This window comes from Pantoea anthophila, from assembly GCF_006494375.1.
Lineage (GTDB): Bacteria > Pseudomonadota > Gammaproteobacteria > Enterobacterales > Enterobacteriaceae > Pantoea > Pantoea anthophila.
In genome coordinates, this window is sequence record NZ_VHIZ01000041.1 from 138,776 (window position 1) to 164,753 (window position 25,978).

A 25,978-nucleotide genomic window follows, 5' to 3' on the forward strand; every position below is an offset into this window, starting at 1 on the left:
CATGGCTTATCAATCACAAGATATTATCCGTCGCTCTGCGACCAGTGGCTTTACCCCGCCGCCGCAGGCGCGCGATCACCAGCGCGAAGTGGCGAAGCTTATTGACGTCACCACCTGTATTGGCTGCAAAGGCTGCCAGGTTGCCTGCTCCGAATGGAACGACATCCGCGATGAGGTCGGTCACAACATCGGGGTCTATGACAACCCCACCGATCTGAGCGCCAAATCCTGGACAGTGATGCGCTTTTCAGAAGTGGAAGAGAACGGCAGGCTCGCCTGGCTGATCCGCAAAGATGGCTGCATGCACTGCGCCGATCCCGGCTGCCTGAAGGCCTGTCCGTCAGCAGGCGCCATCATCCAGTACGCTAACGGCATCGTCGATTTTCAGTCTGAGCAGTGCATTGGCTGCGGCTACTGCATCGCGGGCTGTCCCTTCAACGTGCCCCGCATCAATAAAGAGGATAACCGCGCCTATAAATGCACCCTGTGCGTGGACCGCGTCAGCGTCGGCCAGGAACCCGCCTGTGTGAAGACCTGTCCGACCGGTGCCATTCATTTCGGCAGCAAAAGCGACATGCTGACGCTGGCGGAGGAGCGCGTAACAGAGCTGAAGTCACGCGGCTTTGCGCAGGCGGGTCTCTACAACCCGGAAGGCGTGGGCGGCACCCATGTGATGTATGTGCTGCATCATGCTGACAAGCCCCAGCGCTATCACGGCCTGCCGGCGAATCCGGGCATCAGCCCGACCGTGACCTTCTGGAAGGGGATCTGGAAACCGCTGGCGGCGGTGGGTTTTGCCGCCACGTTCGCCGCATCAATTTTCCACTATGTCGGCGTCGGTCCGAATCGCGTCACCGACGCACACGACAGTGACGACGATCAGCAAAGGGAGGATAAATAATGAACAAGCCCGATCGTCTGGTGCGCTACCGCGCACCGGAACGCATTAATCACTGGATCGTCGCAATCTGCTTTGTCATCACGGCCTTAAGCGGTCTGGGTTTTTTCTTTCCCTCCTTCAACTGGCTGATGCAGATATTCGGCACGCCACAACTGGCGCGTATTCTGCATCCTTTCACCGGTGTGGTGATGTTTGCCGCTTTTATGCTGATGTTTTTGCGCTACTGGAAAGAGAACCTGATCAATCGTGATGACCTCTGCTGGGCCAGAAATATTCACCGGATTGCACGCAATGAAGAGGTGGGTGATACCGGTAAATATAACTTTGGTCAGAAGTGTGTGTTCTGGGCTGCTATCATCAGCTTAGTCCTGCTGCTTGCCAGCGGCATTGTGATCTGGCGACCTTACTTTGCTGATGCCTTCGCCATTCCGCTGATTCGTCTGGCACTGGTGGTGCATTCGGTGTCAGCAGTGGTACTGATCATCGTCATCATGGTGCATGTTTATGCTGCACTGTGGGTCAAAGGCACACTGACCGCGATGGTTGAGGGCTGGGTCAGCGCCGACTGGGCCAGACATCACCATCCCCGCTGGTTTCGTGAGCAGCGTAAACTGCCAGAAAAACAGGATAAACGCCCCTGATGAGTATTCGCATAATCCCGCAAGATCAGCTGGAGAAAGGCGAAAAGAAGACGGCGGAGAGGATTCCGCCGTTACTTTTTCCACGGCTGAAAAATTTATACAGCCGTCGTGCTGCGCGACTGCGCGACCTGGCGGCGAAAAATCCACTCGGCGACTATCTGCGCTTTGCGGCAACGATCGCCGAAGCGCAGGAGATTGTGCTGTATGACCACCCGCTGCATATCGATCTGCATGCCCGACTGACGCAGAGCGCCAGCGAGGGTAAGCCGCCGCTGAACATCCACACCCTGCCGCGCGATCCGCACTGGCAGCGGCTGCTGCACTCACTGATTGCCGAACTGAAGCCGGAGATGAGCGGTCAGGCGCTGGCGGTGCTGGAGAATCTGGAAAAAGCCTCCGCCACCGAGCTGGAGACGCTGGCCAGTGCGCTGTTTACCGGCGATTATGCGCAGGTCAGCAGCGACAGAGCGCCCTTTATCTGGGCGGCGCTCTCGCTCTACTGGGCGCAGATGGCGGCCCTGATCCCGGGCAAAGCGCGGGCGGAGATGGGCGATCAGCGGCAGTTCTGTCCGGTGTGCGCCAGTATGCCGGTCGCCAGCGTGGTCCATATGGGCAGTGATGAAGGCGCGCGTTACCTGCACTGTAATCTGTGCGAAAGTGAATGGCATGTGGTACGCAGTAAGTGTACCCAGTGCGAGCAGTCCCGCGATCTGCACTACTGGTCGCTCAACAGCGAGCTGGCGGCGGTGAAGGCAGAGAGCTGCGGCGACTGTGGCACCTACCTGAAGATGCTCTATCAGGAGAAAGATCCGGCCATCGAACCGGTGGCCGACGATCTGGCATCGCTGATACTGGATGCCCGGATGGAGCAGGAAGGTTTTGCTCGCAGCAGTCTCAACCCCTTTATGTTTCCTGGCGAATAGGCGATGAATCCGGAGAACCCGATGAAACTGATTGGCAGCTATACCAGCCCGTTTGTGCGTAAGATTTCGATTATCATGCTGGAAAAAGGCATTACGTTTGAATTCGTCAACGCCTCGCCCTACAGCGATGACAGCCACGTACCGCACTACAATCCGCTGGGCAAAGTCCCGGCGCTGGTCGCTGACGATAAGCAAATCTGGTTCGACTCCAGCATCATCGCGGAATTTCTGGAACTGCGCGGGGCAGAGCCTGCCCTGCTGCCTGCTGATCCGCTTGCGTCGCTTAACATCCGTCAGCTGGAGAAGCTGGCGGATGGCATCTGCGATGCCGCGCTGGTGATCGTGCGCGAGCAGCTGCGGCCGGGGGATTTGCAGTCAGAGGAGGTGCTGGTACGCAATCGGGAAAAGATTCAGCGCAGCCTCGACATGCTGGAAGCGAAGGCCGCAGAGGGAAAATGGCTCAACAACGGTCAGCTCAATCTGGCGGATATCGCCACCGGCTGTATGATTGGCTATCTCAATTTCCGCCGCGTGGTGCCTAACTGGTGTGTTGAGCGTCCGGCACTGGTGAAGCTGGCGGAAACGCTGTTTCAGCGTGAGAGCTTTGCAATGACAACGCCGCCTGCGGCGTGATGGGTGCTGTAGAGGGCAGGTGACAAAATCAAAAGGTGCGGTTGGGGGGCTAATGGTCTAATCCAGCTCCGAAGCGTGCCGTTCTGTCTGACGACGTCCTCAGGCCTGACAATCTGACGCAGGATGAACTGGCTGACTATCGCTGATAGCGGCCTGTTATTTTCCGGGATGTGTGAAGTATCCTCAGGATGCGAACTCCCTCTGTTTCGGCAACATAGATAATGATGAACGGAAAGCGCGGCACCACCAGTTTATATTGTTTTTCTGTGCCGACTTTTATTCCGGCCCGCGGGTTCTCGCTAAGCAGACTGGCCATACGGGTAAACTTATCGTCTGTTGCACTGGCTACCAGCAGGCCAGCCTCACGATACAGATAACGAAATATCGTCTCCCTGTCAGCCTGCGCCTGTTTTTCCCATTGAACGCCTGATATCACAATGTTCCCCGCGCGGCCTGCGCTTTCAGCTCTTCCATGCGGGCATTCATTTCATCGTTACTGATGAACTCATTTTCACCGGCATCATAACGGCTGAACGCCGCCGTGATTTGCTGTTCCAGCCATGCATCATGTTGGCCATCCTGATATTGCCGCTCTTCAGCAGCCAGCTCTTCCACTCGCTGACGCATAACCTCTGTCAGCGTCTTCTTCTGTCGCTCGGCTGCCTGCATGGCAAGTCGTTTAACGTCGTCATCAATCCTGAAGTGGATAGTACTCATAAGCTGCCTCTCGCGTGGTGTCATTTGTGGTGTCATCATGCCTGTCATCCTTTTCTCTGTCACCTTCATCTCACGCTTAAGCGATGCCGGAAATCGCCACGCTAATAGAACTAAATAACCGATTACGGGTGCTAAAGAGGATATGAGGAAGAGGATGCAAACGAAATGGTAAACGGAGAAACAATCCGTTTCGCAGAGACGCCTCGCAATCTATTACCTGGCTTTCAGCGCGTTTACAAAGCAGGCGGTGTATATTTGAACAGGAGAAAACTATAAAGGAAGATAATAACGAGAGATTTTTAGCGCGGGTTGAAGGTGGTGGAACACCAACAGCCCGCTGACCACAACTAACTGAACTGGAGTTAATTATGGCTGGAACAGATTCTACGTCAGAACCCGCTGTACCCCAAGCACGCAAAAGCATCGTCGGATATCGTCCCAATGGCGGCAGACCGAATCCATTACCTCAACTGACTATTAAAGGACGATGGCTCGAACAGTGGGGATTTATTATAGGCCATCCGGTCAGCATCATTGTCGGGCAGGGGCAGCTGATTATTCGCCTGGCTGAGGAGTGATTGGCAGGTAAAGAATACCGGCTCAATTGGGCCGGGATTATTGTGGATATGATGGGGGAGATTTGCGGGCTTTGCGTTCTTCTATCGTGGCAAAGAGCCCTATTCCTGATGCCAACGCTATGCCAATAATCAGACTCACAATAGACAGATAGCTTAATGACCTGTTGGATAAATCAATGTCTCCGGATGTAATTAACTTCATGACTACGTTATTAATCAAGAAAACAAACGAAAAGAACAAAATCCATAATAAATCGTGCTTAACAGGATAACAGTAAAAGTGGGTCTGTCCGGTGCTTTTTTATTTTTCCATTAACTTTATCCTCAAACTTATTACTTATAATTTCTCCTCTGATGCCACCAAACAGGTTATTAACTTCTCCAGAGAAAGGAGTTAACTCTCCGGACTATCCTCCAGCCCAAACTCCTGATGCCGCCCCAACAATAGCGCTGACATCAGCCCATCAGTAAGCACTACGCCACCTGCCGCTATTCCCACGTTCAGCCAGACGCCACGCCCCCGAGAGCCTAAGCATAAAAAAGCGGCCGCTGAAACGGTCACGCTGACCGCCGGATTCAGGATGCAGACCAGAAAAAAAATAAAAAAGGGACGATTGCTCGTCCCTTTTTGCCTCAACCAGAGAGGATTACTGCAGCAGCGAGATATCCGCCACCTGCAGGAACAGCTCGCGCAGTTTTGACAGCAGCGTCAGGCGATTGATTCGCACCGCCTGATCGTCGGCGTTCACCATCACTTTATCGAAGAAGTTATCGACCGCGGTACGCAGCTGTGCCAGTTCGACCAGCGCATCCTGATAACGGCCTTCCGCGAAGTAAGGTTGCAGCTTGCTGCTCAGCGCGGTGACAAAAGTCGCCAGTTGGATCTCTTCATTCTCTTTCAGCAGCGACGCCTGCACGCTCTCATTCAGCGGTTCAGTCGCTTTTGCCAGAATATTTGAGACGCGTTTGTTTGCCGCTGCCAGTGCTGACGCCGCCTCCAGCGTACGGAAGTGCGACACGGCTTTCATACGTGCATCAAAGTCAGCCGGACGGGTCGGACGACGCGCCAGTACCGCCTGCAGCGTATCGATGCTGTGACCCTCTTCCTGATACCAGGCGCGGAAGCGACCCAGCATAAAGTCGATCACATCATCCACCACGCGGGCGTTGCTCAGCTTGCTGCCATACAGACGCACCGCTTCTTCCGTCAGGGTCTGCAGATCCAGCGGCAGGTTCTTCTCAACGATGATACGCAGCACGCCCAGCGCCGCACGACGCAGCGCGAACGGATCTTTGTCGCCTTTCGGATGCTGACCAATGCCGAAAATACCGGCCAGGGTATCCATCTTATCGGCAATCGCCAGCGCACAGGCGACCGGGCTGGACGGCAGATCGTCACCGGCAAAGCGCGGCTGATACTGCTCATTCAGCGCGACCGCCACATCTTCGGCTTCGCCGTCGTGACGCGCGTAGTGCATGCCCATCACGCCCTGGGTGTCGGTGAACTCAAAGACCATGTTGGTCATCAGGTCGCACTTCGACAGCAGGCCGGCACGAGTGGCGTGGTTCACATCGGCGCCGATCTGGCCGGCGATCCAGCCCGCCAGCGCCTGAATGCGATCGGTTTTATCGCGCAGCGTGCCCAGCTCTTTCTGGAACAGCACGGTTTCCAGACGCGGCAGGTGATCTTCCAGACGCTTTTTACGGTCGGTATTAAAGAAGAACTCCGCATCGGCCAGGCGTGGACGCACCACTTTTTCGTTGCCCGCGATAATCTGGCGCGGATCGCTGGATTCGATGTTAGTAACGAAAATGAAGTTCGGCAGCAGATTGCCGTCGTTGTCATACACCGGGAAATATTTCTGATCGCCCTTCATGGTGTAAACCAGCGCTTCGGCGGGCACCTTGAGGAATTTCTCTTCAAAGGTGGCAGTCAGCACCACTGGCCACTCCACCAGCGACGTGACCTCTTCCAGCAGGCTGTCGCTGATATCGGCATTGCCGCCTAAACGGCGCGCGGCCGCTTCAGCATCCGCTTTGATCATCGCCTTACGGGTCTGATAATCGGCGATCACTTTGCCACGCTTTTCCAGCGCGTCAGGATACTGATCGGCGCTCTCAAGGATGATGTCGTTTTCGCCCATGAAGCGGTGGCCGCGGATGTGACGTCCTGACTCAATGCCCAGAATGGTGCCAGGGATCAGCTCATCGCCCAGCAGCATCGTCACGGTGTGTACCGGACGGACAAACTGCACATCGCTGTCGCCCCAGCGCATCAGTTTTGGCACCGGCAGTTTGCCGAGCGCGTTAGCAATCATTGCTGGCAGCAGCGTCTGAGCCGCTTCGCCTTTCACCTGGGCGCGATAAACCAGCCATTCGCCTTTGTCAGTAGCGAGACGCTCGGCCTGATCGACGGTGATGCCGTTGCCGCGCGCCCAGCCTTCGGCCGCTTTGGTGGCGTTGCCGTCTGCGTCAAACGCCGCAGCGACGGCCGGTCCGCGCTTCTCCACTTCCCGATCGGGTTGTGCGGCGCTCAGGTTCGCCACTTTCAGCGCCAGGCGACGCGGTGCAGCAAACCAGCTGACCTCGCCGTGGCTCAGGTTCGCGGCATCCAGTTCCGCGGTAACCTGCGCAGCAAAGGCTTCCGCCAGGCTGCGCAGGGCTTTTGGTGGCAGCTCTTCGGTGCCGATCTCCACCAGGAAGGTTTGTTCAGTCATGGCTGCCTCTTACTTTTTGTTATTGCACATCGGGAAGCCCATCGCCTCGCGAGAGGCGTAGTAAGCTTCAGCCACGGCTTTGGTCAGAGTACGGATGCGCAGGATATAGCGCTGACGCTCCGTGACCGAAATCGCTTTGCGGGCATCCAGCAGGTTAAAGCTGTGCGCCGCTTTCAGAATGCGTTCGTAGGCGGGCAGTGGCAGCGGTTTTTCCAGCGCCAGCAGATGCTGCGCCTCTTTCTCATACTGCTCAAAGCAGGTAAAGAGGAAGTCGACGTCGGCGTATTCGAAGTTATAGGTGGATTGCTCCACTTCGTTCTGATGGAACACGTCGCCGTAGGTGGTTTTGCCCAGCGGACCGTCGCTCCACACCAGATCGTAAACGCTGTCGACGCCCTGGATATACATCGCCAGACGTTCCAGGCCGTAGGTGATCTCGCCGGTCACCGGCTTACACTCCAGGCCGCCAACCTGCTGGAAGTAGGTGAACTGCGTCACTTCCATGCCGTTGAGCCACACTTCCCAGCCGAGTCCCCAGGCACCCAGCGTCGGGTTTTCCCAGTTATCTTCGACGAAGCGAATGTCATGCACCGTCGGGTCCATACCCAGCTCTTTCAGTGAGCCAAGGTAGAGCTCCTGAATGTTATCCGGTGAGGGTTTGATGATTACCTGGAACTGGTAGTAGTGCTGTAAACGGTTCGGGTTTTCACCGTAGCGGCCATCGGTAGGACGGCGTGATGGCTGCACGTAGGCGGCGGCAATCGGCTCCGGGCCCAGTGCGCGCAGGCAGGTCATCGGGTGTGAAGTGCCAGCGCCCACTTCCATGTCCAGCGGTTGAACAATGGTGCAGCCCTGACGCGCCCAGTAATCCTGCAAGGTCAGGATCAGCCCCTGAAAGGTCTTGGTATCAAACTTTTGCATGTTAAGTGTGCACGCGCTTCGGTTGGATTAAAAAAAGAGGCCGACAGTATACCCTTTGACCGCGCGATGTGCAGCCGTAAATCCCGGACGATAGCGGCCCGTTTAAGGGGGATTCAGCACGCTGGTGTACAGAGGGGTCTGAATCCTGCTGGCGGCAGTTGTTGCACTGGTCGCATTTGGCTACCCTTTCCCGCACGGACGCTATGCGCAAGAGGACGCTATGCCGCAGAAGATTTACTGGATCGATAATTTACGCGCGGTTGCCTGCCTGATGGTGATCGTCATTCACACCACCACCTGGTACATCACCGGGCCGATGGCGGTAAAGGGGGTCGCCTGGGATGCCGCTAATCTGCTGAACTCGGCCTCACGCGTCTGCGTTCCGCTATTCTTTATGATCTCCGGCTACCTCTTTTTCGGTGAGCGCAGCGCCCAGCCGCGCCATATGCTCCGGCTGGTTCTCTGCCTGCTGTTCTACAGCGCCGTATCACTCGCCTATATCACCTGGCTGACCCCCATCAGCGAAGGGCGATCGATCCTGAAGATGCTGCAGAAGCCGGTGTTTTATCACCTCTGGTTCTTCTTTGCGCTGATCGGTATCTATCTGCTGTCGCCGCTGATTCAGGTGAAAACGGTGCAGGCGCGCTATGTGGCGCTGCTGGTGCTGGTGCTGGCGGTGCTGGCCAACCCGAATACGGTCAGCCAGTCGCTGGGCCCCTTTCATTTTCTACCAGTGAATCTCTATGTCAGTGGCGACAGTATCTACTATCTGCTCTATGCGCTGCTGGGGCGGGCTATCGGTTCGATGGAGACCACCCGGCGCGGCCTGACACCGCTCGCCGCCGGGCTGTTTATCGCCTGTGTGGCGGGCATTACCCTCGGCACCAAAAAGGCGCTGATCGTTAATGGCGCGTTTAACGATACCTGGTATCTCTACTGCGGACCGCTGGTGTTTATCGCCGCGATCAGCCTGCTGGTGGTGTTTAAAAACTGTCTCAACCAGCGCACCCTGCCCGGTTTTTCGCTGATTGCGCGCTATTCACTGCCGATCTACGGCTTTCACGCGCTGTTTATCCACTATCTGCGCACGCATCACTACGATGACATGTCACGCCCGTGGCTCGACCTGCCCTGGGTGTTCGGGCTGACGCTGGGCGGCAGCCTGCTGCTGGGCATGGCACTGAAACGCGTCGACACCCGTCACTTTGTCAGCTGATCGGCTTCGCGCTGACGGGCGCGTCGTAGCTGGCGCGCCGATGAAAATCCTGCCGCGAGCGCCGCTTTCTCGGCGGACTCTCCCTGCTGTTGCCGCTGACGCGCCACGCCCACCCGCAGCTGTTCGTGGTACTCACGCACGCTGATCCCCAGATGCTGACGAAAGAGCCGCGCCAGATGGCGACTGCTGACGTGCGTGCGTCCGGCCAGTTCGGTCAGCGTCCAGCCATGCTCAGGATGGGCAATCATCAGATCCTGAGCCCGGTGAATGGCGGGATGGAGATGGTTGCGGTAACGCAGCCACGGCGAGAGCTGCGGATCATCACCGGCGCGCCGAAACCAGACCACCATTTCGCGCGCCACCGCCAGCGCCGTGGGCGTGTCGCAGAGCTGATTAATCAGATGCAGCGCCAGGTCGATACCCGCCGTGATGCCCGCGCTGGTCCAGATGTTCCCGTGCCCGACAAAGACACGGTTCTCTTTGACCCGTGCACGCGGGGCGGCCGCTTTCAGACGGGCAATCACATCATGATGCGTCGTGCATTCAACCTCATCCAGCAGCCCCGCCTGCGCGGCCAGCAGGGCACCTGAGCAGACGCAGACCAGCATACAGGTCTGCGCGCGCAGCGCAGCCTGCTGCCGGGTCAGCCACTGGCGCGCCTCGGCGGCCTGCGGCGTGGCGAAGCAGTGCCGGGAGTCATAGACGCCCGGCACCACCAGCAGACTGTCGGCGGGAAGCTGTTCCGGCAGCGGTTCGATGCCGCCAATGGTCATGCCGGTGGAGCAGACAACCTCCGGCTGCGGCCCAATGTAGCGCAGCGTAAAATGATCGCCCGCCAGTTTCAGCGTCTCGGCCGGACCGGTCAGATCCAGCACCATGACGCCAGGCAGGGTTAAAAACCAGACGGTGTGACTCATAGGCCGCGCTACACCAGATCCCAGCCACGGGCGCGCCACAGCGCAGGCAGCTGCGCCATGTCATCGAAGCGCGTCACCAGCGGATGATCCAGTTCCGGGTTATGCGCGTCTGCGCAGTAGTAGTAGACCGGAATCCCGGCGGCGATCCCGGCGCGGGCGCCCGCTTCGGAGTCATCCACCAGAATGCAGCGCTCAATCGGCACCTGCATCTGCTCCGCCGCGTGGTACATCAGTTCCGGATCGGGCTTCCAGTGCAGAATGTCATAGCCACTGTAGAGGTGCTCAGCAAACAGCGGCAGCATGCCGGTTAATCCCAGCGAGTGCTGCATCTTCTTTACCGTTCCGTTTGAGACCACGCACATCGGCACCCTGATCTGCTCCACCAGCGCTTTCGCACCGGCGATCGGCTGCAGCTGCTGGTCGAACAGTCGCGCCACTTCCGCGCGGTAGGCGGTTTCGACCTCCTCCATCGGCAGCGACACCTGATGCGCCTCACCCACATCACGAATGATGTCGTAAAGTTTGACGCCCTTATACTTTTCAAACATCTCCTGCAGCGACAGCGTCAGGCCATAGCGGGCAAAGGTATTCACGTAGGCCTGGGTGCAGAGCAGTTCACTGTCCACCAGCGTGCCATCGCAATCAAAAAAGACGCATTCTACTGACATCAGATTCTATCCTTCGATTCAGGTGTGGGTTCCTCACTTTACCGCACTCCGTACAGATTGCGAGACTGGCAATCGGTTGCGAAAAATCATTGTATTGCCCCGGTAAAATCGCCAGGATACGCGCCGATGATTTTTTCTTCTGGATGGATGGCATGAGCAAGCAAGGCGTTTTGCAGCGCATTTTCAGGCTGCAGGAACATGGCACCACGGTGCGTACCGAAGTGATCGCGGGTATCACCACCTTTCTGACGATGGTCTATATCGTCTTCGTCAATCCGCAGATCCTGGGCGTCGCGGGCATGGATACGCAGGCGGTGTTTGTCACCACCTGTCTGATTGCCGCCTTCGGCAGCATTCTGATGGGCCTGTTTGCCAATCTGCCGGTAGCGCTGGCACCCGCTATGGGACTGAACGCCTTTTTCGCTTTTGTGGTGGTCGGGGCGATGGGGTATTCCTGGCAGGTCGGCATGGGCGCCATTTTCTGGGGTGCGGTCGGCCTGCTGATCCTGACGCTGCTGCGGGTCCGCTACTGGATGATTGCCAATATCCCGCTCAGCCTGCGCGTCGGCATTACCGCCGGTATCGGCCTGTTTATCGCCATGATGGGGCTGAAGAATGCGGGCATTATCGTGCCTAATCCCGATACCCTGGTGGCCGTAGGCAACCTGACCTCGCACAGCGTGCTGCTGGGCGCGCTGGGCTTCTTTATTATCGCCATTCTGGCGTCGCGTAATATCCACGCGGCGGTGCTGATCTCCATGGTGATCACCACGGCTATCGGCTGGATGCTGGGCGATGTGAAGTTTGTCGGCCTCTTCTCCGCGCCACCGTCGGTAACGTCGGTGGTCGGTCAGGTCGATATCAAAGGTGCATTCAACATCGGCATGGCCGGGGTGATCTTCTCCTTTATGCTGGTCAATCTGTTCGACTCCTCCGGCACGCTGATTGGCGTCACCGATAAAGCGGGCCTGACCGATGAAACCGGCACCTTCCCGCGCATGCAGCAGGCGCTGTATGTCGACAGCATCAGTTCAGTGAGTGGCGCGCTGGCGGGCACCTCCTCGGTGACCGCCTATATTGAGAGCTCCTCCGGGGTGGCGATTGGTGGCCGTACCGGCCTGATGGCGGTCGTCACCGGCCTGCTGTTCCTGCTGGTGACGTTCCTGTCACCGCTGGCGGCCATGGTGCCGGCCTACGCCGCGGCGGGCGCGCTGATTTACGTGGGTGTGCTGATGACGGCCAGCCTGTCGCGCGTGCGCTGGGATGACTTAACCGAAGCCGTTCCGGCATTTGTCACCGCCGCCATGATGCCGTTCAGCTTTTCTATCACCGAAGGCATTGCGCTGGGGTTTATCGCGTACTGCGTGATGAAGCTGGGCACCGGGCGCTGGCGTGAAATCAGCCCCTGCGTGGTGATTGTTGCCCTGCTGTTCGTACTGAAGATTGTCTTTATCGACGCGCACTGAGCGCAGTGACTGAGCGCCGCAACACACCGGTTGCGGCGTTGTCACATCTCAGGATGCAGATTGCGCTCGCTGGGCAGGCTGGTCAGCCGCAGCGCATGCGGCCCGATATTGGGCTTGCCCATCTCCATTTCCCGTAATGCGCGCCACTGAAAGGCGTTATCCATCTCCCACAGATAGAGCCGCTGAGTCGCGGATGAGAGCGCACACGACCAGACCAGCACAGGCTCTGCATCGCAGACCACCTGAATATCGGGATAGAGCGACGACCGCAGCCGCCCCGCACCCGGCAGCAGGCGCAGCGAATCCAGCCCCCGATCGCCCTCTCCCGTCAGCTTGAGAATGCTCTGGCGCAGCGTCCAGATCTGGGTCACCGCTTCCATCGCATCCTGCTGGGCATTGATCCAGGCGATTTCGCCGGAGGTCAGCCCCTGAATCAGCTGCTCCTGCGTCTGACGGCTCCGCGCATGCACGATCTCCATATCCAGACCGGCACGTCCGCCCTCTTCGGCCAGCAGCACCCCTACGGTATTACCCGCATAGGCGATGCTGAAATCGGGCAGATCGCGGTCGGCAAAGGCGGGCCGTCCGTTATCCTGAATGGTTAAGCGCGGCAGCTCGTTGATGCCATAAATCCGCTGCATCAGCTGTGCCAGCAGGATACGCGCGGCAAGGAAGCGTCCACGGCGTTTATCAGCAAACTGCTGTGCCGTGTCACGGATTGCCTGGGGAATGTGCATCTCACTGGCCGGGAAACCGGGGTCACCCGTCCAGCGTACAAAATGACCAGCCATCTGTCGCTCCGTGAAAATGGTCAGATAATCATCAGAGGCATTGTAAGAATTTTCTTAACCTAATGCACCCGGCAACGCACGGATTGGGCTAAATTCGGAATAGGACGAACGGATTCACGGGGGCAAAGCGGACAGTATTATCACAGTTAAAAGAAATTACTGTTGCGAACTCTGGATGCGGAGTAAGAAGAGGATGAACTATGTTGCTGGACGAGATGGTGAAGCGAGAGCGTAGCCTGCACGGTTCTCAGCGCCGCGAGCGGCCATGGCTTGAACAGATACTCCATCCTGAATTTTGTGAGATAACCCGTTCAGGAAGTTTTATCACCCGGGCGCAAACCATTGAAGCACTGATAAAAGAAGAGCCACAGCCCGTCATGCTCAGCAGTGGCTTTCAGCTGGTGCGAACAAGCGAGGTGAGTCTGATACTGCACTACCGGAGTTGGGATGCTGACGGTCAAAGGGCCGCACTGCGTGCCTCACACTGGGTGCGTGAGGGGCAAACCTGGCGTATGGTTTTTCATCAGGGAACACCTGCATCGGAACCGGATTTGATGCGTGAACCCTGACCTCATCATCCGTTCCCGGAAAGAGTTTTACACACGGTGACACCGCTGTCGTGCGGGTGTCATGATGCTGTCGGGTCCGGATCGTGTTGCTGCCGGGCTTTCTGTCGCACACTTTTCTTCCTGTCGATTCAACGGAGAACGCGAATGAGCAGCATCAACCGATTTAAAGCACTGCGCCTGGCCCGCGCCTGGTCACAGGAGCAGCTGGCAGAGCTGGCCGGATTAAGCACCCGTACTGTACAGCGGATTGAAAATGGCGAGCGGCCGGGTCTGGAGACGCTGAGTGCGCTGGCTGCGGTCTTTGAGGTCAGCGTTAGTGATCTGACCGATCCGCAGAATGGCGAGAATCCGGCGCTGGATCAGCGGATTGTTGATGCGCGCAGCAGGATCGCGGAGGAAGCACGCTTTTATCGCTCCCTGATCACCGCGGTGGTCGTCTGCGTACTGCTTTTCGCGCTTAACGACGTGACGGCGCCTGGCAATCACTGGGCACGCTGGGTGGCGATTATCTGGGGGGCCTTACTGATCATCCGCGCGATGCGGACTTTTGTTTTTCATGGGCTGGCGAACCGCTGGCAGCAAAAGCGCCTGCAGAAGATACTGCGCCGCTGAGGCATTCACAGGGGGGAGTCTCTGATGATGGGCTGTGCGGTTCATGCGCGTCGCGATGCGAATCGCGACGCGGGTAGCATCAGGCGAAACGGCTCGCCTGCTCAAAGCTCAGACGCGGCAGGCGCGGATGCAGTTTTGATGCCTCACCATAGCCAAGGTTGATCAGCAGGTTGACCTGATACTGACCGTCCGGGAAGAAGGCGTCGTTCACTTTCGCCGGATCAAAACCGGACATCGGACCGGCATCCAGCCCCAGCGAACGGGCCGCCAGAATCAGGTAACCCGCCTGCAGGCTGCTGTTACGGAAAGCCGTCTCTTTTGCCGCTTCCGGGCTGCCGGTAAACCAGCTGCGCGCATCAGCATGCGGGAACAGGGCGGGCAGCTGCTCATAGAACTCACGATCCCACGCCACAATCACCGTGACCGGTGCGCTCATGGTTTTGTCCAGGTTGCCGGAAGAGAGGGCCGGTTTCAGCTTCTCTTTCCCCTCCGCCGAGGTCACAAAAACAAAACGCGCAGGCGAGCAGTTTGCCGACGTTGGCCCCAGAGCCGTCAAGGTATAGAGCTGTTCCAGCAGGGCATTATCGACCGGCTTATCCTGCCAGTAACTGTGGGTGCGGGCGTCGTTAAACAGCGTGTCCAGAGCGGTCTTATCGAGCGGTGTACTCATGCAACTCTCCTGTAGCAGGCGAAAAGGTTCGCCCGAATAGCTTCACGTATAGGGTTGGCTTGCGGCCTGACGCGGCGGGAGCGGGATCGCTCACGGCGGCACATCAGATCGGCGCCTCTACCGTTATACGATAATGGCGTGCCGCCGCAAAATAACATATCGGCAAGAATCACTGCAGAGAGGGGAATAACGGAGGAACGCGCACGGCGGGAAAGCCAGCCTGACAGCCTACGCCGCCAGGCCAGAGGGATTATTTACCGATACAGAAGCTGGAGAAGATGCGTCCCAGCAGATCGTCAGAGGTGAACTCGCCGGTGATCTCGCTTAACGCCTGCTGAGCAAGGCGCAGCTCTTCAGCCAGCAGCTCGCCCGCCCAGGCGCCGAGCAGCTGTGCTTTGCCCTGCTGCAGGTGGGTTGCCGCTAACTCCAGCGCCTGCAGATGACGGCGACGCGCCAGGAAGCCCCCTTCCATATTGCCGGAGAAGCCCATGCTCTGCTTCAGGTGATCCCGCAGCGCATCGACGCCCTCGCTGGTGCGTGCCGACAGACGAATCAGTGAGTGACCATTGACGTCCGTCAGACCGGGAGACTCACCGGTCACATCCGCTTTATTACGCACGACCGTGATCGGCAGTTGTGGCGGCAGACGCGAAACGAAATCGGGCCAGATGGCCGCCGCTTCGGTGGCATCGGTGGTGGTGGCGTCCACCATAAACAGCACGCGATCCGCCTGTTCAATCTCCTGCCAGGCCCGCTCAATCCCGATGCGCTCCACTTCGTCGCTGGCCTCACGCAGACCGGCGGTGTCGATGATGTGCAGCGGCATGCCATCAATATGAATATGCTCGCGCAGCACGTCGCGGGTGGTGCCCGCAATGTCGGTCACGATGGCGGCTTCACGGCCCGCCAGCGCATTCAGCAGGCTCGATTTACCGGCATTTGGCCGGCCTGCAATCACCACCTTCATCCCTTCACGCAGCAGGCTGCCCTGACGCGCTTCGGCACGGACGGCATCCAGGTCACTGACCACCGTATTCAGCTGCGCTTCAATTCTGCCGTCTGAGAGGAAATCGATCTCCTCATCCGGGAAGTCGATCGCGGCTTCGACGTAGATGCGCAGATGCGTGAGTGCTTCCACAAGATGATGAATACGGGCCGAGAAAGCGCCCTGCAGCGAGTTAACGGCAGAACGAGCGGCCTGTTCGGAGCTGGCATCAATCAGATCGGCAATCGCTTCGGCCTGCGCCAGATCGAGCTTGTCATTCAGGAACGCCCGTTCGGAAAACTCACCCGGCTGAGCAATCCGCACGCCTGGCAGGGCCACGATGCGCTTCAGCAGCAGGTCGAGGATCACCGGGCCACCGTGGCCCTGCAGCTCCAGCACATCTTCGCCGGTAAAGGAGTGGGGGCCAGGGAACCACAGCGCGATACCCTGATCCAGCACGCTACCGTCGCTGTCGGTAAACGGCAGATAATCGGCGTAGCGCGGCTTAGGCAGTTTGCCCAGCAGCTGGCGGGCGACCTCTGCCGCCTGTGCGCCAGAGACGCGCAGAATGCCGACGCCGCCGCGTCCGGGCGGTGTTGCCTGGGCAACAATGGTATCGCTGTGGCTCATAAATTTTCTCTCGCTACAAAAAACACAGGCGGTCACTTTGACCGCCTGAGAATAGACTATATAGGGCGGGATGGCTCCCGCGCTGGATCGCTTACGCTTTCTTCTTGTCGCGGCTATGCAGACCACGTTTTTCCAGGCCGCGATAAATCAGCTGCTGCTGGAGAATGGTGACCAGGTTGCTGACGATGTAGTACAGCACCAGACCTGACGGGAACCACAGGAAGAAGACGGTGAAGATCACCGGCATGTACGTCATGATCTTCTGTTGCATCGGATCGGTCACGGTGGTCGGTGACATCTTCTGAATGAAGAACATGGTGATGCCCATCAGAATCGGCAGGATGTAGTACGGGTCCTGCGCAGACAGGTCATGGATCCACAGAATGAATGGCGCATGACGCAGTTCAACCGAGCCTGACAGCATGTAGTAGAGCGCCAGGAAGATAGGCATCTGAATCACCAGCGGCAGACAGCCACCCAGCGGATTCACTTTCTCTGCTTTATACAGCGCCATCATTTCCTGGCTCTGCTTCTGCTTGTCATCACCCAGACGCTCACGCATCGCCTGAATTTTCGGCTGCAGCATGCGCATCTTCGCCATCGAGGTGTACTGCGCTTTGGTCAGCGGGTACATGATGCCGCGCACGATGAAGGTGATCACGATAATGGAGAAGCCCCAGTTACCGATGAAGCTGTGGATAAATTTCAGCAGCTTGAACAGCGGCTGAGAGATAAACCACAACCAGCCGTAATCCACGGTCAGATCAAGATGCGGCGCAATAGCAGCCATCTTGTCCTGAATTTCCGGGCCGACCCACAGGGTTGCGCCCAGATTCTGCTGTGCGCCTGCCGCGATGGTCACCGGTGCAGATTTATAGCCAATCGCCGCCACGCCGTTACCCAGGTTGCTGGTGTAAAGGGTGTTGGTGCCTTCGGTACGCGGAACCCATGCGGTTGCAAAGTACTGCTGCAGCATCGCCACCCAGCCATTGCTGGTGGTGGTGTTCAGGTTCTCGTTATCCGCGATGGTGTCGAATTTGTACTTCTCATATTTCGACTCGCTGGTGGAGTACGCCGCGCCACGGAAGGTGTGCAGTGCAAAGTTGTTGCTGCCGGTATCACGATGCTTAGGCAGATCGATAGTCTGCTTCAGCTGGCCAAACAGCGACACTTCCAGCGGCTGCTGGGTGGTGTTGTTGACATGATAGTCGACATTAACGGCATATTCGCCACGCTTGAAGATGAAGGTTTTGGTGTAAACCACGCCATTTTCAGCGGTATAGGTCATCGGCACACGCAGTTCAGCCTGGCCATCAGCCAGCTCGAAGTGATCCTGTGCCGTGGTGAACAGCGGACGCGCACCGTTGTTGGGGTTATCCGGACCATTACGGCCGGTTAAACCACTCTGCGCCTGATAAAGGAAGGCTGGCGTCGTTTCAAGCAGCTGGAACGGCTGGTCAGAACCCAGTTTGTCCGGGAAAGTCAGCAGCTGTGCCTGTTCTACATCACCGCCGCGGGTGTTGATATTTAATGACAGGACATCAGTCTTAACGGTGATCGTCTGGCCCTGACCGCTGGCCGGTACACCCTGACTGGCGGTATCACCCGCTACGCTGTTGGTGCCCTGTGTGGTCTGCGTCTGCTGTGGCTGCGGAGCGTGGTCCGTCTGCCAGGCTTGCCAGATCATAAAGGTCACGAACAGAAAAGCGATGAGAAAGAGATTGCGTTGCGAATCCATCGTTAATGTTCTCTGGTATCAAAGGTTTTTGGCGGCACAGGATCGTCACCACCCGGGTTCAAGGGGTGGCATTTTAATACGCGTTTTAATGTCAACCAACTGCCTTTTATCAGGCCGAACCTGCGTAACGCCTCAATTCCGTAATGAGAGCAGGTCGGGTGAAACCGACAGTGTGGTCCCAGTAATGGACTGATACCGCGTTGATAGACGCGTATCAGGACGATCAGGAGCCGCGCGCCAGGCGACAGTGACGACGCCATAATTTCTCCAACGCTTCCGCCAGCATACGGTTATCCAGATCGGCAACCCCCTTCTTCGCGACCACCACGAAGTCCATCGACGGCAGTTCATGTTGACGCAGACGAAAGCTTTCGCGGGTCAATCGCTTGATCCGGTTGCGTTCGTGGGCGCGTTTCACATGTTTTTTAGCGACGGTAAGACCGATGCGGGGATGCCCCAGCGCGTTAAGGCGGCCGAGAATAGTGATTTGCGGCGTGCCAGCCCGTTGTGGCTGCTGGAAGACGAAAGTGAAATGAGTGGGAGTTAACAAGCGTAACTCCCTGGGAAATGCGAGCTTACCCATCAGGGCTAGCTTTATTACTTAGAAACGGTCAGACGAGAACGGCCTTTAGCACGACGACGTGCCAGAACCTGACGACCATTTTTTGTTGCCATACGAGCACGGAAACCGTGTGAACGGTTGCGCTTCAGTACGGACGGTTGAAAAGTGCGTTTCATGGCGGTTTCTACCTAAACTTGAAAATTTTCACTGGGTGACGCGTTTCGGGCCAGTAAATCGACCGACGCCTCAATGTGTCTTTAATAAAGAGGCGGGATTGTAATAATTGTACAGTCCCGAGTCAATTTACTTCGCGTGGCACGGTACCTGAAAACCCGCATACAGCCCGCTGAGTTCCGACATTTTGCTTTGGGGCGCAATGTCGGGTGGGGAATTATACGGGCTCCGCTCTAAAGCGCAAGGATCGTACGGGATCTTATTACGATCGGGAGGCGGGATCGTGGGGATAAAACGAGACATCGTCCGAAATTCTGACGCTTTTCGCCAGATCCCTGCGGGTTTTTCCGGCAACTGGCGTAAACTTCTTTGCGCGCCTCAGGCCTGTGGATAAAAAGGATCAAAACTGTGTAGAAAGGGAAGATCTCTGTCTCGCTTTGCGCTATGATCCGCCCTTCCGCTGACGATCCTCCGCTGATTGCAGGCTGGAAAACCGCTGATAGCGGTCGCAGGCGCTTTCTTTCGTCTGTGTCAAAAAATGAACGTTTCTTAGAGTAACGCCTACTATTCTTATCGAATTTGTACGAGTGGAGTCCGCCGTGTCACTTACGCTTTGGCAACAGTGTCTTGCCCGTTTGCAGGATGAGCTTCCTGCCACCGAATTCAGCATGTGGATCCGTCCACTGCAGGCTGAGTTAAACGACAATACGCTTGCCTTGTATGCTCCAAATCGCTTCGTACTCGACTGGGTCCGGGATAAATACCTCAATAGTATCAATGCGCTGCTGAATGAATTCTGTGGCCCGAATGTGCCCGCGCTGCGTTTTGAAGTCGGCACGCGCCCGGTTCAGCAGCAGGCGGCAGCGGTCAGCCAGCCGGTTATGGCCAGCGTCAGCGCACCGGTAATGCCCGTGCAGAGCCATGTTCGTCCGGCACCGACGCAGATCGTGCGTCCCAGCTGGGACAATGTGCCGGCACCGGCCGACGTGACCTACCGCTCGAATGTGAATAACCGTCATAACTTCGACAACTTCGTCGAGGGTAAATCCAACCAGCTGGCGCGCGCGGCGGCACGTCAGGTGGCGGATAATCCCGGCGGCGCGTATAACCCGCTGTTTCTGTATGGCGGCACCGGTCTGGGTAAAACGCACCTGCTGCATGCGGTAGGTAACGGCATCATTGCCCGTAAACCCAATGCAAAAGTGGTTTACATGCACTCCGAGCGTTTTGTGCAGGACATGGTTAAGGCCCTGCAGAACAATGCGATCGAAGAGTTCAAACGCTATTACCGTTCAGTAGATGCCCTGCTGATCGATGACATTCAGTTCTTTGCCAATAAAGAGCGATCGCAGGAAGAGTTCTTCCACACCTTTAATGCCTTATTAGAAGGCAATCAGCAGATCATCCTCACCTCGGATCGTTACCCCAAAGAGATCAACGGGGTGGAAGATCGTCTTAAATCCCGTTTCGGCTGGGGGTTAACGGTGGCGATCGAGCCGCCTGAGCTGGAAACGCGGGTGGCGATCCTGATGAAAAAAGCGGATGAGAATGACATCCGCCTGCCGGGTGAAGTCGCCTTCTTTATTGCCAAGCGTTTACGATCCAATGTGCGTGAGCTGGAAGGCGCACTGAACCGCGTGATCGCCAACGCCAACTTTACCGGCCGGGCGATTACGATCGACTTCGTGCGTGAAGCGCTGCGCGATCTGCTGGCGCTGCAGGAAAAGCTGGTCACCATCGATAATATTCAGAAGACCGTGGCTGAGTACTACAAAATCAAGGTCGCCGATCTGCTTTCCAAGCGCCGTTCGCGTTCGGTTGCACGTCCGCGCCAGATGGCGATGGCGATGGCGAAAGAGTTGACGAACCATAGCCTGCCGGAAATCGGCGACGCTTTTGGGGGACGCGACCATACAACGGTGCTTCATGCCTGCCGCAAGATTGAGCAGCTGCGTGAAGAGAGCCACGATATCAAAGAAGATTTCTCTAATCTCATCAGAACATTATCTTCGTGACGCTATGAAATTTATTGTTGAACGTGAGCAGCTGCTGAAGCCGCTGCAACAAGTAAGTGGCCCGCTGGGCGGGCGTCCAACGCTGCCAATCCTTGGAAACCTGCTGCTGCAGGTAACAGAAGGTTCGCTGCTGCTGACCGGTACCGATCTGGAAATGGAGATGGTGGCACGCGTGGCGCTGACGCAGGCGCATGAGCCTGGCGCGACCACCGTTCCGGCGCGTAAATTCCTCGATATCTGTCGTGGCTTACCGGATGGCGCAGAGATCACGCTGGCGCTGGAAGGCGATCGCATGCTGGTGCGCTCAGGACGCAGCCGTTTTTCGCTGTCCACCCTGCCCGCCAGTGACTTCCCGAATCTTGACGACTGGCAGAGTGAAGTCGAATTCACCCTGCCGCAGGCGACGATGAAGCGGCTGATCGAAGCGACTCAGTTCTCCATGGCGCATCAGGATGTGCGTTACTACCTCAACGGCATGATGTTTGAAACCGAAGGGGAAGAACTGCGCACCGTGGCGACGGACGGTCACCGTCTGGCCGTCTGCTCAATGCCGGTTGGCCAGGCGCTGCCGAGTCATTCGGTGATTGTGCCGCGCAAAGGCGTGATTGAGCTGCTGCGTCTGCTGGATGGCGGCGAGACCCCGCTGCAGGTGCAGATTGGCGGCAGTAATATTCGTGCACACGTCGGCGACTACATCTTCACCTCTAAGCTGGTTGATGGTCGTTTCCCCGATTATCGCCGCGTGTTGCCGAAGAATCCCGACAAAGTGCTGGAAGCGGGCTGTGACCTGCTCAAACAGGCGTTTGCCCGTGCGGCTATCCTCTCCAACGAGAAGTTCCGCGGGGTGCGCCTCTATATCACCGAAAACCAGCTGAAGATCACTGCCAATAACCCTGAACAGGAAGAGGCGGAAGAGATGCTGGATGTCAGCTATAACGGCACCGAACTGGAGATTGGCTTTAACGTCAGTTACGTGCTGGATGTGCTGAACGCGCTGAAGTGTGAGAACGTGCGTCTGCTGCTGACCGATTCGGTGTCGAGCGTGCAGATTGAGGATGTGGCGAGTCCTGCTGCGGCCTATGTCGTCATGCCCATGCGCTTGTAGGTGTTACATATCGGCCTGGCTTACTTGCCATTCTGATTCCGGGCAGTGCTCGCCCCTGGTCACATACTTCAGTATGCTCCCAGGGTCTGCGCGCTGGCCGGAACCAGACTGGCGGCGACGCCGACGGCCTGGTGACGGGGATGTCGGGCAAACCTGCTTCGCCGTCGACGCCCTGGATTGTTAAAGGTAAGTCCTGAATTTTTACCATTTTATCCCGATCATTGCCCCTCACGCTGGACTGATTCATGGCTTTAACCCGCCTTCTTATTAAAGATTTTCGTAATATCGAACAGGCTGACCTGCAACTGGCTCCCGGCTTTAATTTTCTGGTCGGCGTCAACGGCAGCGGCAAAACCAGCGTGTTAGAGGCGATCCATACGCTGGGGCATGGCCGGTCGTTTCGCAGCCTGCAGGCGGGGCGCGTCATCCGTCACGACGAGGCGGCCTTTGTGCTGCACGGACGGCTCGAGAGCAAAGAGCGGGAAATTTCGGTCGGACTGACCAAAAACCGGGCCGGTGACAGTAAAGTGCGCATTGATGGCAGCGACGGGCACAAAGTCGCCGAGCTGGCACAGCTGCTGCCGATGCAATTAATTACGCCCGAAGGCTTTAGTTTGCTTAATGGCGGCCCCAAATACCGCAGAGCCTATGTTGACTGGGGCTGCTTCCATAACACGCCTGGTTTTTTCAACGCCTGGAACAACCTGCGTCGCCTGCTTAAGCAGCGCAACGCCGCGCTGCGTCAGGTCACCCGCTACAGCCAGATCCGTCCCTGGGATCAGGAGCTGGTGCCGCTGGCTGAACAGATCAGCCTGTGGCGGGCGGAGTACAGTGCCGCCATTTCCGCCGAAATCACCGGCACCTGCAGCCAGTTCCTGCCGGAATTTGACCTGCGCTTCTCCTTCCAGCGCGGCTGGGACAAAGAGAGCGACTATGGCGATCTGCTGGAGCGTAACTTTGAGCGCGATCGTGCACTGACCTACACCGCCAGCGGCCCCCATAAAGCGGACTTTCGAATCCGGGCTGAAGGGACGCCGGTGGAAGATTTACTCTCACGCGGGCAGCTCAAGCTGCTGATGTGTGCATTGCGTCTGGCACAGGGCGAGTTCCTGACAAGCCAGAGCGGACGCCGCTGTATTTACCTCATTGATGACTTTGCTTCTGAGCTGGATGAGAGCCGCCGACGCCTGCTGGCGGAACGGTTAAAAGCCACCCAGGCTCAGGTCTTTGTCAGCGCCATTTCGGCCGGACATGTAATCGACATGAGCGACGAAAAGGGCAAGATGTTCCGCGTGGAACAGGGTAAAATAGCGGTTCAACCTGAAGATTAAAATGAGCGAGAAACGTTGATGTCGAATTCTTATGACTCCTCCAGTATTAAAGTCCTGAAGGGGCTTGATGCGGTACGTAAACGCCCGGGCATGTATATCGGCGATACCGATGACGGTACCGGTCTGCATCACATGGTATTCGAGGTCGTGGATAACGCAATCGACGAAGCGCTCGCTGGTCACTGTAGTGACATTGTGGTCACCATCCATGCGGATAACTCCGTCTCGGTGCAGGATGATGGACGCGGCATTCCGACCGGTATTCACGAAGAAGAGGGCGTGTCCGCCGCTGAAGTGATCATGACCGTTCTGCATGCGGGCGGTAAATTCGATGATAACTCCTACAAGGTCTCCGGCGGCCTGCACGGCGTGGGTGTCTCGGTCGTTAACGCCCTGTCGCAGAAGCTGGAGCTGACCATTCGTCGCGAAGGCAAAGTGCATCAGCAGATTTACGTCCACGGCGTTCCCGAGTCGCCGCTGACCGTGACCGGTGATACCGATTTAACCGGTACCCGCGTCCGTTTCTGGCCGAGCTACGAAACCTTCACCAATGTCCGCGATTTTGAGTATGACATTCTGGCGAAACGCCTGCGTGAACTCTCCTTCCTGAACTCAGGCGTTTCGATCCGTCTGGAAGATAAGCGCGACGGCAAAACGGATCACTTCCACTACGAAGGTGGTATCAAGGCGTTTGTTGAGTACCTGAACAAAAACAAAACCCCGATTCATCCGACCGTTTTCTACTTCTCAAACGAGAAAGATGGCATCGGCGTGGAAGTGGCGCTGCAGTGGAACGACGGTTTCCAGGAAAATATCTACTGCTTTACCAACAACATCCCGCAGCGTGACGGCGGTACGCACCTTGCCGGTTTCCGTGCGGCGATGACCCGTACCCTGAACGCCTACATGGATAAAGAGGGTTACAGCAAGAAAGCCAAAGTCAGCGCCACCGGTGACGATGCCCGTGAAGGCCTGATTGCCGTCGTGTCGGTGAAAGTACCGGACCCTAAATTCTCCTCACAGACCAAAGACAAACTGGTTTCGTCAGAGGTGAAATCGGCGGTTGAGCAGCAGATGAACGAACTGCTGGCGGAATACCTGCTGGAAAACCCGGCAGACGCCAAAATCGTGGTCGGTAAAATCATCGACGCCGCGCGCGCCCGTGAAGCGGCCCGTCGCGCCCGCGAGATGACCCGCCGTAAAGGCGCGCTGGATCTGGCTGGCCTGCCAGGCAAACTGGCGGATTGCCAGGAGCGCGACCCGGCGCTCTCTGAAATCTACCTGGTGGAGGGTGACTCCGCAGGCGGCTCGGCCAAACAGGGCCGTAACCGTAAAAACCAGGCGATCCTGCCGCTGAAAGGTAAGATCCTGAACGTTGAGAAAGCGCGTTTCGATAAGATGCTCGCCTCTCAGGAAGTGGCCACGCTGATCACCGCACTGGGCTGTGGCATTGGCCGCGACGAATACAACCCGGACAAGCTGCGCTATCACAGCATCATCATCATGACCGATGCCGACGTTGATGGTTCACACATCCGTACCCTGCTGCTGACCTTCTTCTATCGTCAGATGCCGGAAATCATTGAGCGCGGCCACGTTTATATTGCCCAGCCGCCGCTCTACAAAGTGAAGAAAGGCAAGCAGGAGCAGTACATCAAAGATGACGAGGCGATGGATCAGTATCAGATCGCCATCGCGCTGGATGGTGCCACGCTGCACACCAACGCCAGCGCTCCGGCACTGGGCGGTGAGCCGCTGGAGACGCTGGTCTCTGACTTCAACAGCACGCAGAAGATGATCAAGCGTATGGAGCGCCGTTATCCGATGGCCATGCTGCGCGCGCTGATTTATCACGACACGCTGAGCGATCTGACCAATGAAGCGGAGGTCACGACCTGGCTGAACGGCCTGGTGAGCTATCTGACTGAACGCGAAGCGCACGGCAGTACTTATCTGGCCCAGGTTCGCGAAAACCGCGAGCTGAACCTCTTCGAGCCGGTTCTGCGCGTTCGCACCCACGGTGTGGATACCGACTACCCGCTGGAAGCGGAGTTCATTCAGGGGCCGGAGTACCGCAAAATCTGCGATCTTGGCGGCAAACTGCGTGGCCTGCTGGAAGAAGATGCCTACATTGAACGTGGTGAGCGTCGTCAGCCGGTGGCCAGCTTCGAACAGGCGATTGAGTGGCTGGTTAAAGAGTCGCGTCGCGGCCTCTCTGTTCAGCGCTACAAAGGTCTGGGCGAGATGAACCCGGATCAGCTGTGGGAAACCACCATGGACCCGGACAGCCGTCGTATGCTGCGCGTCACCATCAAAGATGCCATTGGTGCTGACCAGCTGTTCACTACGCTGATGGGCGATGCGGTTGAACCGCGCCGCGCCTTCATCGAAGAGAATGCGCTGAAAGCAGCCAATATCGATATCTGATTGGTCGCAGACCGGACAGGCCATCACTCCGGTGATGGCCTTTTTTTTATGCCGCCGCGGCGAACGCCGCG

At 57.3% G+C, this 25,978-nt stretch carries 26 protein-coding genes; 13 read left to right on the plus strand and 13 right to left on the minus strand.

Features of this window, described 5'->3' with window-relative positions; all coding sequences use genetic code 11:
* The first annotated feature begins 1 nt into the window (after position 1).
* Genes fdxH through FJW00_RS10325 form a run of 4 tightly spaced genes read left to right on the plus strand, consistent with a single transcriptional unit; the run spans position 2 to position 3,098 of the window.
* Positions 2 to 901, plus strand: a complete 900-nt coding sequence (fdxH, locus tag FJW00_RS10310) for a formate dehydrogenase subunit beta (RefSeq protein WP_111209063.1) — start codon at positions 2 to 4, stop codon at positions 899 to 901.
* Positions 901 to 1,542, plus strand: a complete 642-nt coding sequence (fdoI, locus tag FJW00_RS10315; protein ID WP_111209058.1) for a formate dehydrogenase cytochrome b556 subunit — start codon at positions 901 to 903, stop codon at positions 1,540 to 1,542. Before fdxH ends, fdoI begins: the two co-directional genes overlap by 1 nt.
* Positions 1,542 to 2,465 carry a formate dehydrogenase accessory protein FdhE gene (fdhE, locus tag FJW00_RS10320; protein WP_009088322.1) on the plus strand — a complete coding sequence of 308 codons (924 nt, stop codon included), beginning with the start codon at positions 1,542 to 1,544 and terminating at the stop codon, positions 2,463 to 2,465. Before fdoI ends, fdhE begins: the two co-directional genes overlap by 1 nt.
* 21 nt (positions 2,466 to 2,486) lie before the next feature.
* A complete protein-coding gene (locus tag FJW00_RS10325) occupies positions 2,487 to 3,098 on the plus strand; it encodes a glutathione S-transferase (protein ID WP_058957167.1) in 612 nt (203 codons plus the stop codon).
* 136 nt (positions 3,099 to 3,234) lie between these two features.
* Here FJW00_RS10325 and FJW00_RS10330 read toward each other — a convergent pair whose 3' ends face one another.
* Both FJW00_RS10330 and FJW00_RS10335 read right to left on the minus strand, forming a co-directional pair.
* Positions 3,235 to 3,534, minus strand: a complete 300-nt coding sequence (locus FJW00_RS10330) for a type II toxin-antitoxin system RelE/ParE family toxin (protein ID WP_009088318.1) — start codon at positions 3,532 to 3,534, stop codon at positions 3,235 to 3,237.
* Entirely contained in the window at positions 3,531 to 3,815 is a 285-nt protein-coding gene (locus FJW00_RS10335) for a DNA-damage-inducible protein J (protein WP_009088317.1), read from the minus strand. The genes FJW00_RS10330 and FJW00_RS10335 overlap by 4 nt, the downstream gene beginning before the upstream one ends.
* Positions 3,816 to 4,183: 368 nt before the next feature.
* Between FJW00_RS10335 and FJW00_RS10340 the strand changes: the two genes are divergently transcribed.
* Positions 4,184 to 4,393, plus strand: coding sequence for a SymE family type I addiction module toxin (locus FJW00_RS10340; protein ID WP_072215482.1), 210 nt, complete (start codon positions 4,184 to 4,186; stop codon positions 4,391 to 4,393).
* A 647-nt stretch (positions 4,394 to 5,040) separates the two neighbouring features.
* Here the strand turns inward: FJW00_RS10340 and glyS are convergent.
* Both glyS and glyQ read right to left on the minus strand, forming a co-directional pair.
* Positions 5,041 to 7,110 (minus strand): glycine--tRNA ligase subunit beta, encoded by a 2,070-nt coding sequence (gene glyS, locus FJW00_RS10345; RefSeq protein ID WP_009088313.1) that lies wholly within the window; start codon positions 7,108 to 7,110, stop codon positions 5,041 to 5,043.
* A 9-nt stretch (positions 7,111 to 7,119) separates the two neighbouring features.
* On the minus strand, positions 7,120 to 8,031 hold the full coding sequence (gene glyQ, locus FJW00_RS10350; RefSeq protein ID WP_003849680.1) for a glycine--tRNA ligase subunit alpha: 912 nt from the start codon (positions 8,029 to 8,031) through the stop codon (positions 7,120 to 7,122).
* Between the two features lie 220 nt (positions 8,032 to 8,251).
* Between glyQ and FJW00_RS10355 the strand changes: the two genes are divergently transcribed.
* Positions 8,252 to 9,247 carry an acyltransferase gene (locus FJW00_RS10355; protein ID WP_009088311.1) on the plus strand — a complete coding sequence of 332 codons (996 nt, stop codon included), beginning with the start codon at positions 8,252 to 8,254 and terminating at the stop codon, positions 9,245 to 9,247.
* Here FJW00_RS10355 and FJW00_RS10360 read toward each other — a convergent pair.
* On the minus strand, positions 9,232 to 10,164 hold the full coding sequence (locus FJW00_RS10360; protein ID WP_140923974.1) for a GlxA family transcriptional regulator: 933 nt from the start codon (positions 10,162 to 10,164) through the stop codon (positions 9,232 to 9,234). The genes FJW00_RS10355 and FJW00_RS10360 overlap by 16 nt on opposite strands.
* A gap of 8 nt (positions 10,165 to 10,172) precedes the next feature.
* Positions 10,173 to 10,832 (minus strand): 6-phosphogluconate phosphatase, encoded by a 660-nt coding sequence (yieH, locus tag FJW00_RS10365; RefSeq protein ID WP_009088307.1) that lies wholly within the window; start codon positions 10,830 to 10,832, stop codon positions 10,173 to 10,175.
* A gap of 152 nt (positions 10,833 to 10,984) precedes the next feature.
* On the opposite strand from yieH, the gene FJW00_RS10375 reads away from it, so the two are divergent.
* On the plus strand, positions 10,985 to 12,298 hold the full coding sequence (locus tag FJW00_RS10375; protein ID WP_140923976.1) for an NCS2 family permease: 1,314 nt from the start codon (positions 10,985 to 10,987) through the stop codon (positions 12,296 to 12,298).
* A 41-nt stretch (positions 12,299 to 12,339) separates the two neighbouring features.
* Here FJW00_RS10375 and FJW00_RS10380 read toward each other — a convergent pair whose 3' ends face one another.
* A complete protein-coding gene (locus FJW00_RS10380; RefSeq protein WP_046100915.1) occupies positions 12,340 to 13,089 on the minus strand; it encodes a 4'-phosphopantetheinyl transferase family protein in 750 nt (249 codons plus the stop codon).
* A gap of 200 nt (positions 13,090 to 13,289) precedes the next feature.
* Here FJW00_RS10380 and FJW00_RS10385 point away from each other — a divergent pair, with 200 nt between their 5' ends.
* Positions 13,290 to 13,658, plus strand: coding sequence for a nuclear transport factor 2 family protein (locus FJW00_RS10385; protein ID WP_140923978.1), 369 nt, complete (start codon positions 13,290 to 13,292; stop codon positions 13,656 to 13,658).
* 144 nt (positions 13,659 to 13,802) lie between these two features.
* Positions 13,803 to 14,270: a helix-turn-helix domain-containing protein gene (locus FJW00_RS10390; protein WP_140923980.1), complete on the plus strand. Its 468-nt coding sequence runs from the start codon at positions 13,803 to 13,805 to the stop codon at positions 14,268 to 14,270.
* A gap of 79 nt (positions 14,271 to 14,349) precedes the next feature.
* On the opposite strand, the gene FJW00_RS10395 is transcribed toward FJW00_RS10390, so the two are convergent.
* From FJW00_RS10395 to rpmH, 6 genes are all read right to left on the minus strand, one after another.
* Entirely contained in the window at positions 14,350 to 14,940 is a 591-nt protein-coding gene (locus FJW00_RS10395) for a malonic semialdehyde reductase (RefSeq protein WP_046100914.1), read from the minus strand.
* A 250-nt stretch (positions 14,941 to 15,190) separates the two neighbouring features.
* On the minus strand, positions 15,191 to 16,555 hold the full coding sequence (mnmE, locus tag FJW00_RS10400) for a tRNA uridine-5-carboxymethylaminomethyl(34) synthesis GTPase MnmE (protein WP_009088296.1): 1,365 nt from the start codon (positions 16,553 to 16,555) through the stop codon (positions 15,191 to 15,193).
* A gap of 91 nt (positions 16,556 to 16,646) precedes the next feature.
* Positions 16,647 to 18,293 carry a membrane protein insertase YidC gene (gene yidC, locus FJW00_RS10405; protein ID WP_046100913.1) on the minus strand — a complete coding sequence of 549 codons (1,647 nt, stop codon included), beginning with the start codon at positions 18,291 to 18,293 and terminating at the stop codon, positions 16,647 to 16,649.
* Positions 18,294 to 18,295: 2 nt separating this feature from the next.
* Positions 18,296 to 18,553 (minus strand): membrane protein insertion efficiency factor YidD, encoded by a 258-nt coding sequence (gene yidD / locus FJW00_RS10410; protein WP_008926397.1) that lies wholly within the window; start codon positions 18,551 to 18,553, stop codon positions 18,296 to 18,298.
* Positions 18,517 to 18,876 carry a ribonuclease P protein component gene (gene rnpA / locus FJW00_RS10415; protein ID WP_008926396.1) on the minus strand — a complete coding sequence of 120 codons (360 nt, stop codon included), beginning with the start codon at positions 18,874 to 18,876 and terminating at the stop codon, positions 18,517 to 18,519. The genes yidD and rnpA overlap by 37 nt, the downstream gene beginning before the upstream one ends.
* 14 nt (positions 18,877 to 18,890) lie before the next feature.
* Positions 18,891 to 19,031, minus strand: a complete 141-nt coding sequence (rpmH, locus tag FJW00_RS10420) for a 50S ribosomal protein L34 (RefSeq protein ID WP_003849659.1) — start codon at positions 19,029 to 19,031, stop codon at positions 18,891 to 18,893.
* Positions 19,032 to 19,628: 597 nt separating this feature from the next.
* Here rpmH and dnaA point away from each other — a divergent pair.
* The 4 genes from dnaA to gyrB all read left to right on the plus strand — a co-directional run bounded on the left by dnaA (position 19,629) and on the right by gyrB (position 25,907).
* Positions 19,629 to 21,044, plus strand: a complete 1,416-nt coding sequence (dnaA, locus tag FJW00_RS10430; RefSeq protein WP_009088291.1) for a chromosomal replication initiator protein DnaA — start codon at positions 19,629 to 19,631, stop codon at positions 21,042 to 21,044.
* Between the two features lie 4 nt (positions 21,045 to 21,048).
* The gene (dnaN, locus tag FJW00_RS10435) at positions 21,049 to 22,149 is read left to right on the plus strand and encodes a DNA polymerase III subunit beta (RefSeq protein ID WP_009088289.1); all 1,101 of its coding nucleotides are present in this window, start codon (positions 21,049 to 21,051) and stop codon (positions 22,147 to 22,149) included.
* 245 nt (positions 22,150 to 22,394) lie between these two features.
* Positions 22,395 to 23,480, plus strand: coding sequence for a DNA replication/repair protein RecF (gene recF, locus FJW00_RS10440; RefSeq protein ID WP_140029615.1), 1,086 nt, complete (start codon positions 22,395 to 22,397; stop codon positions 23,478 to 23,480).
* 18 nt (positions 23,481 to 23,498) lie between these two features.
* On the plus strand, positions 23,499 to 25,907 hold the full coding sequence (gene gyrB, locus FJW00_RS10445; RefSeq protein WP_009088286.1) for a DNA topoisomerase (ATP-hydrolyzing) subunit B: 2,409 nt from the start codon (positions 23,499 to 23,501) through the stop codon (positions 25,905 to 25,907).
* Positions 25,908 to 25,978: the final 71 nt, after the last annotated feature.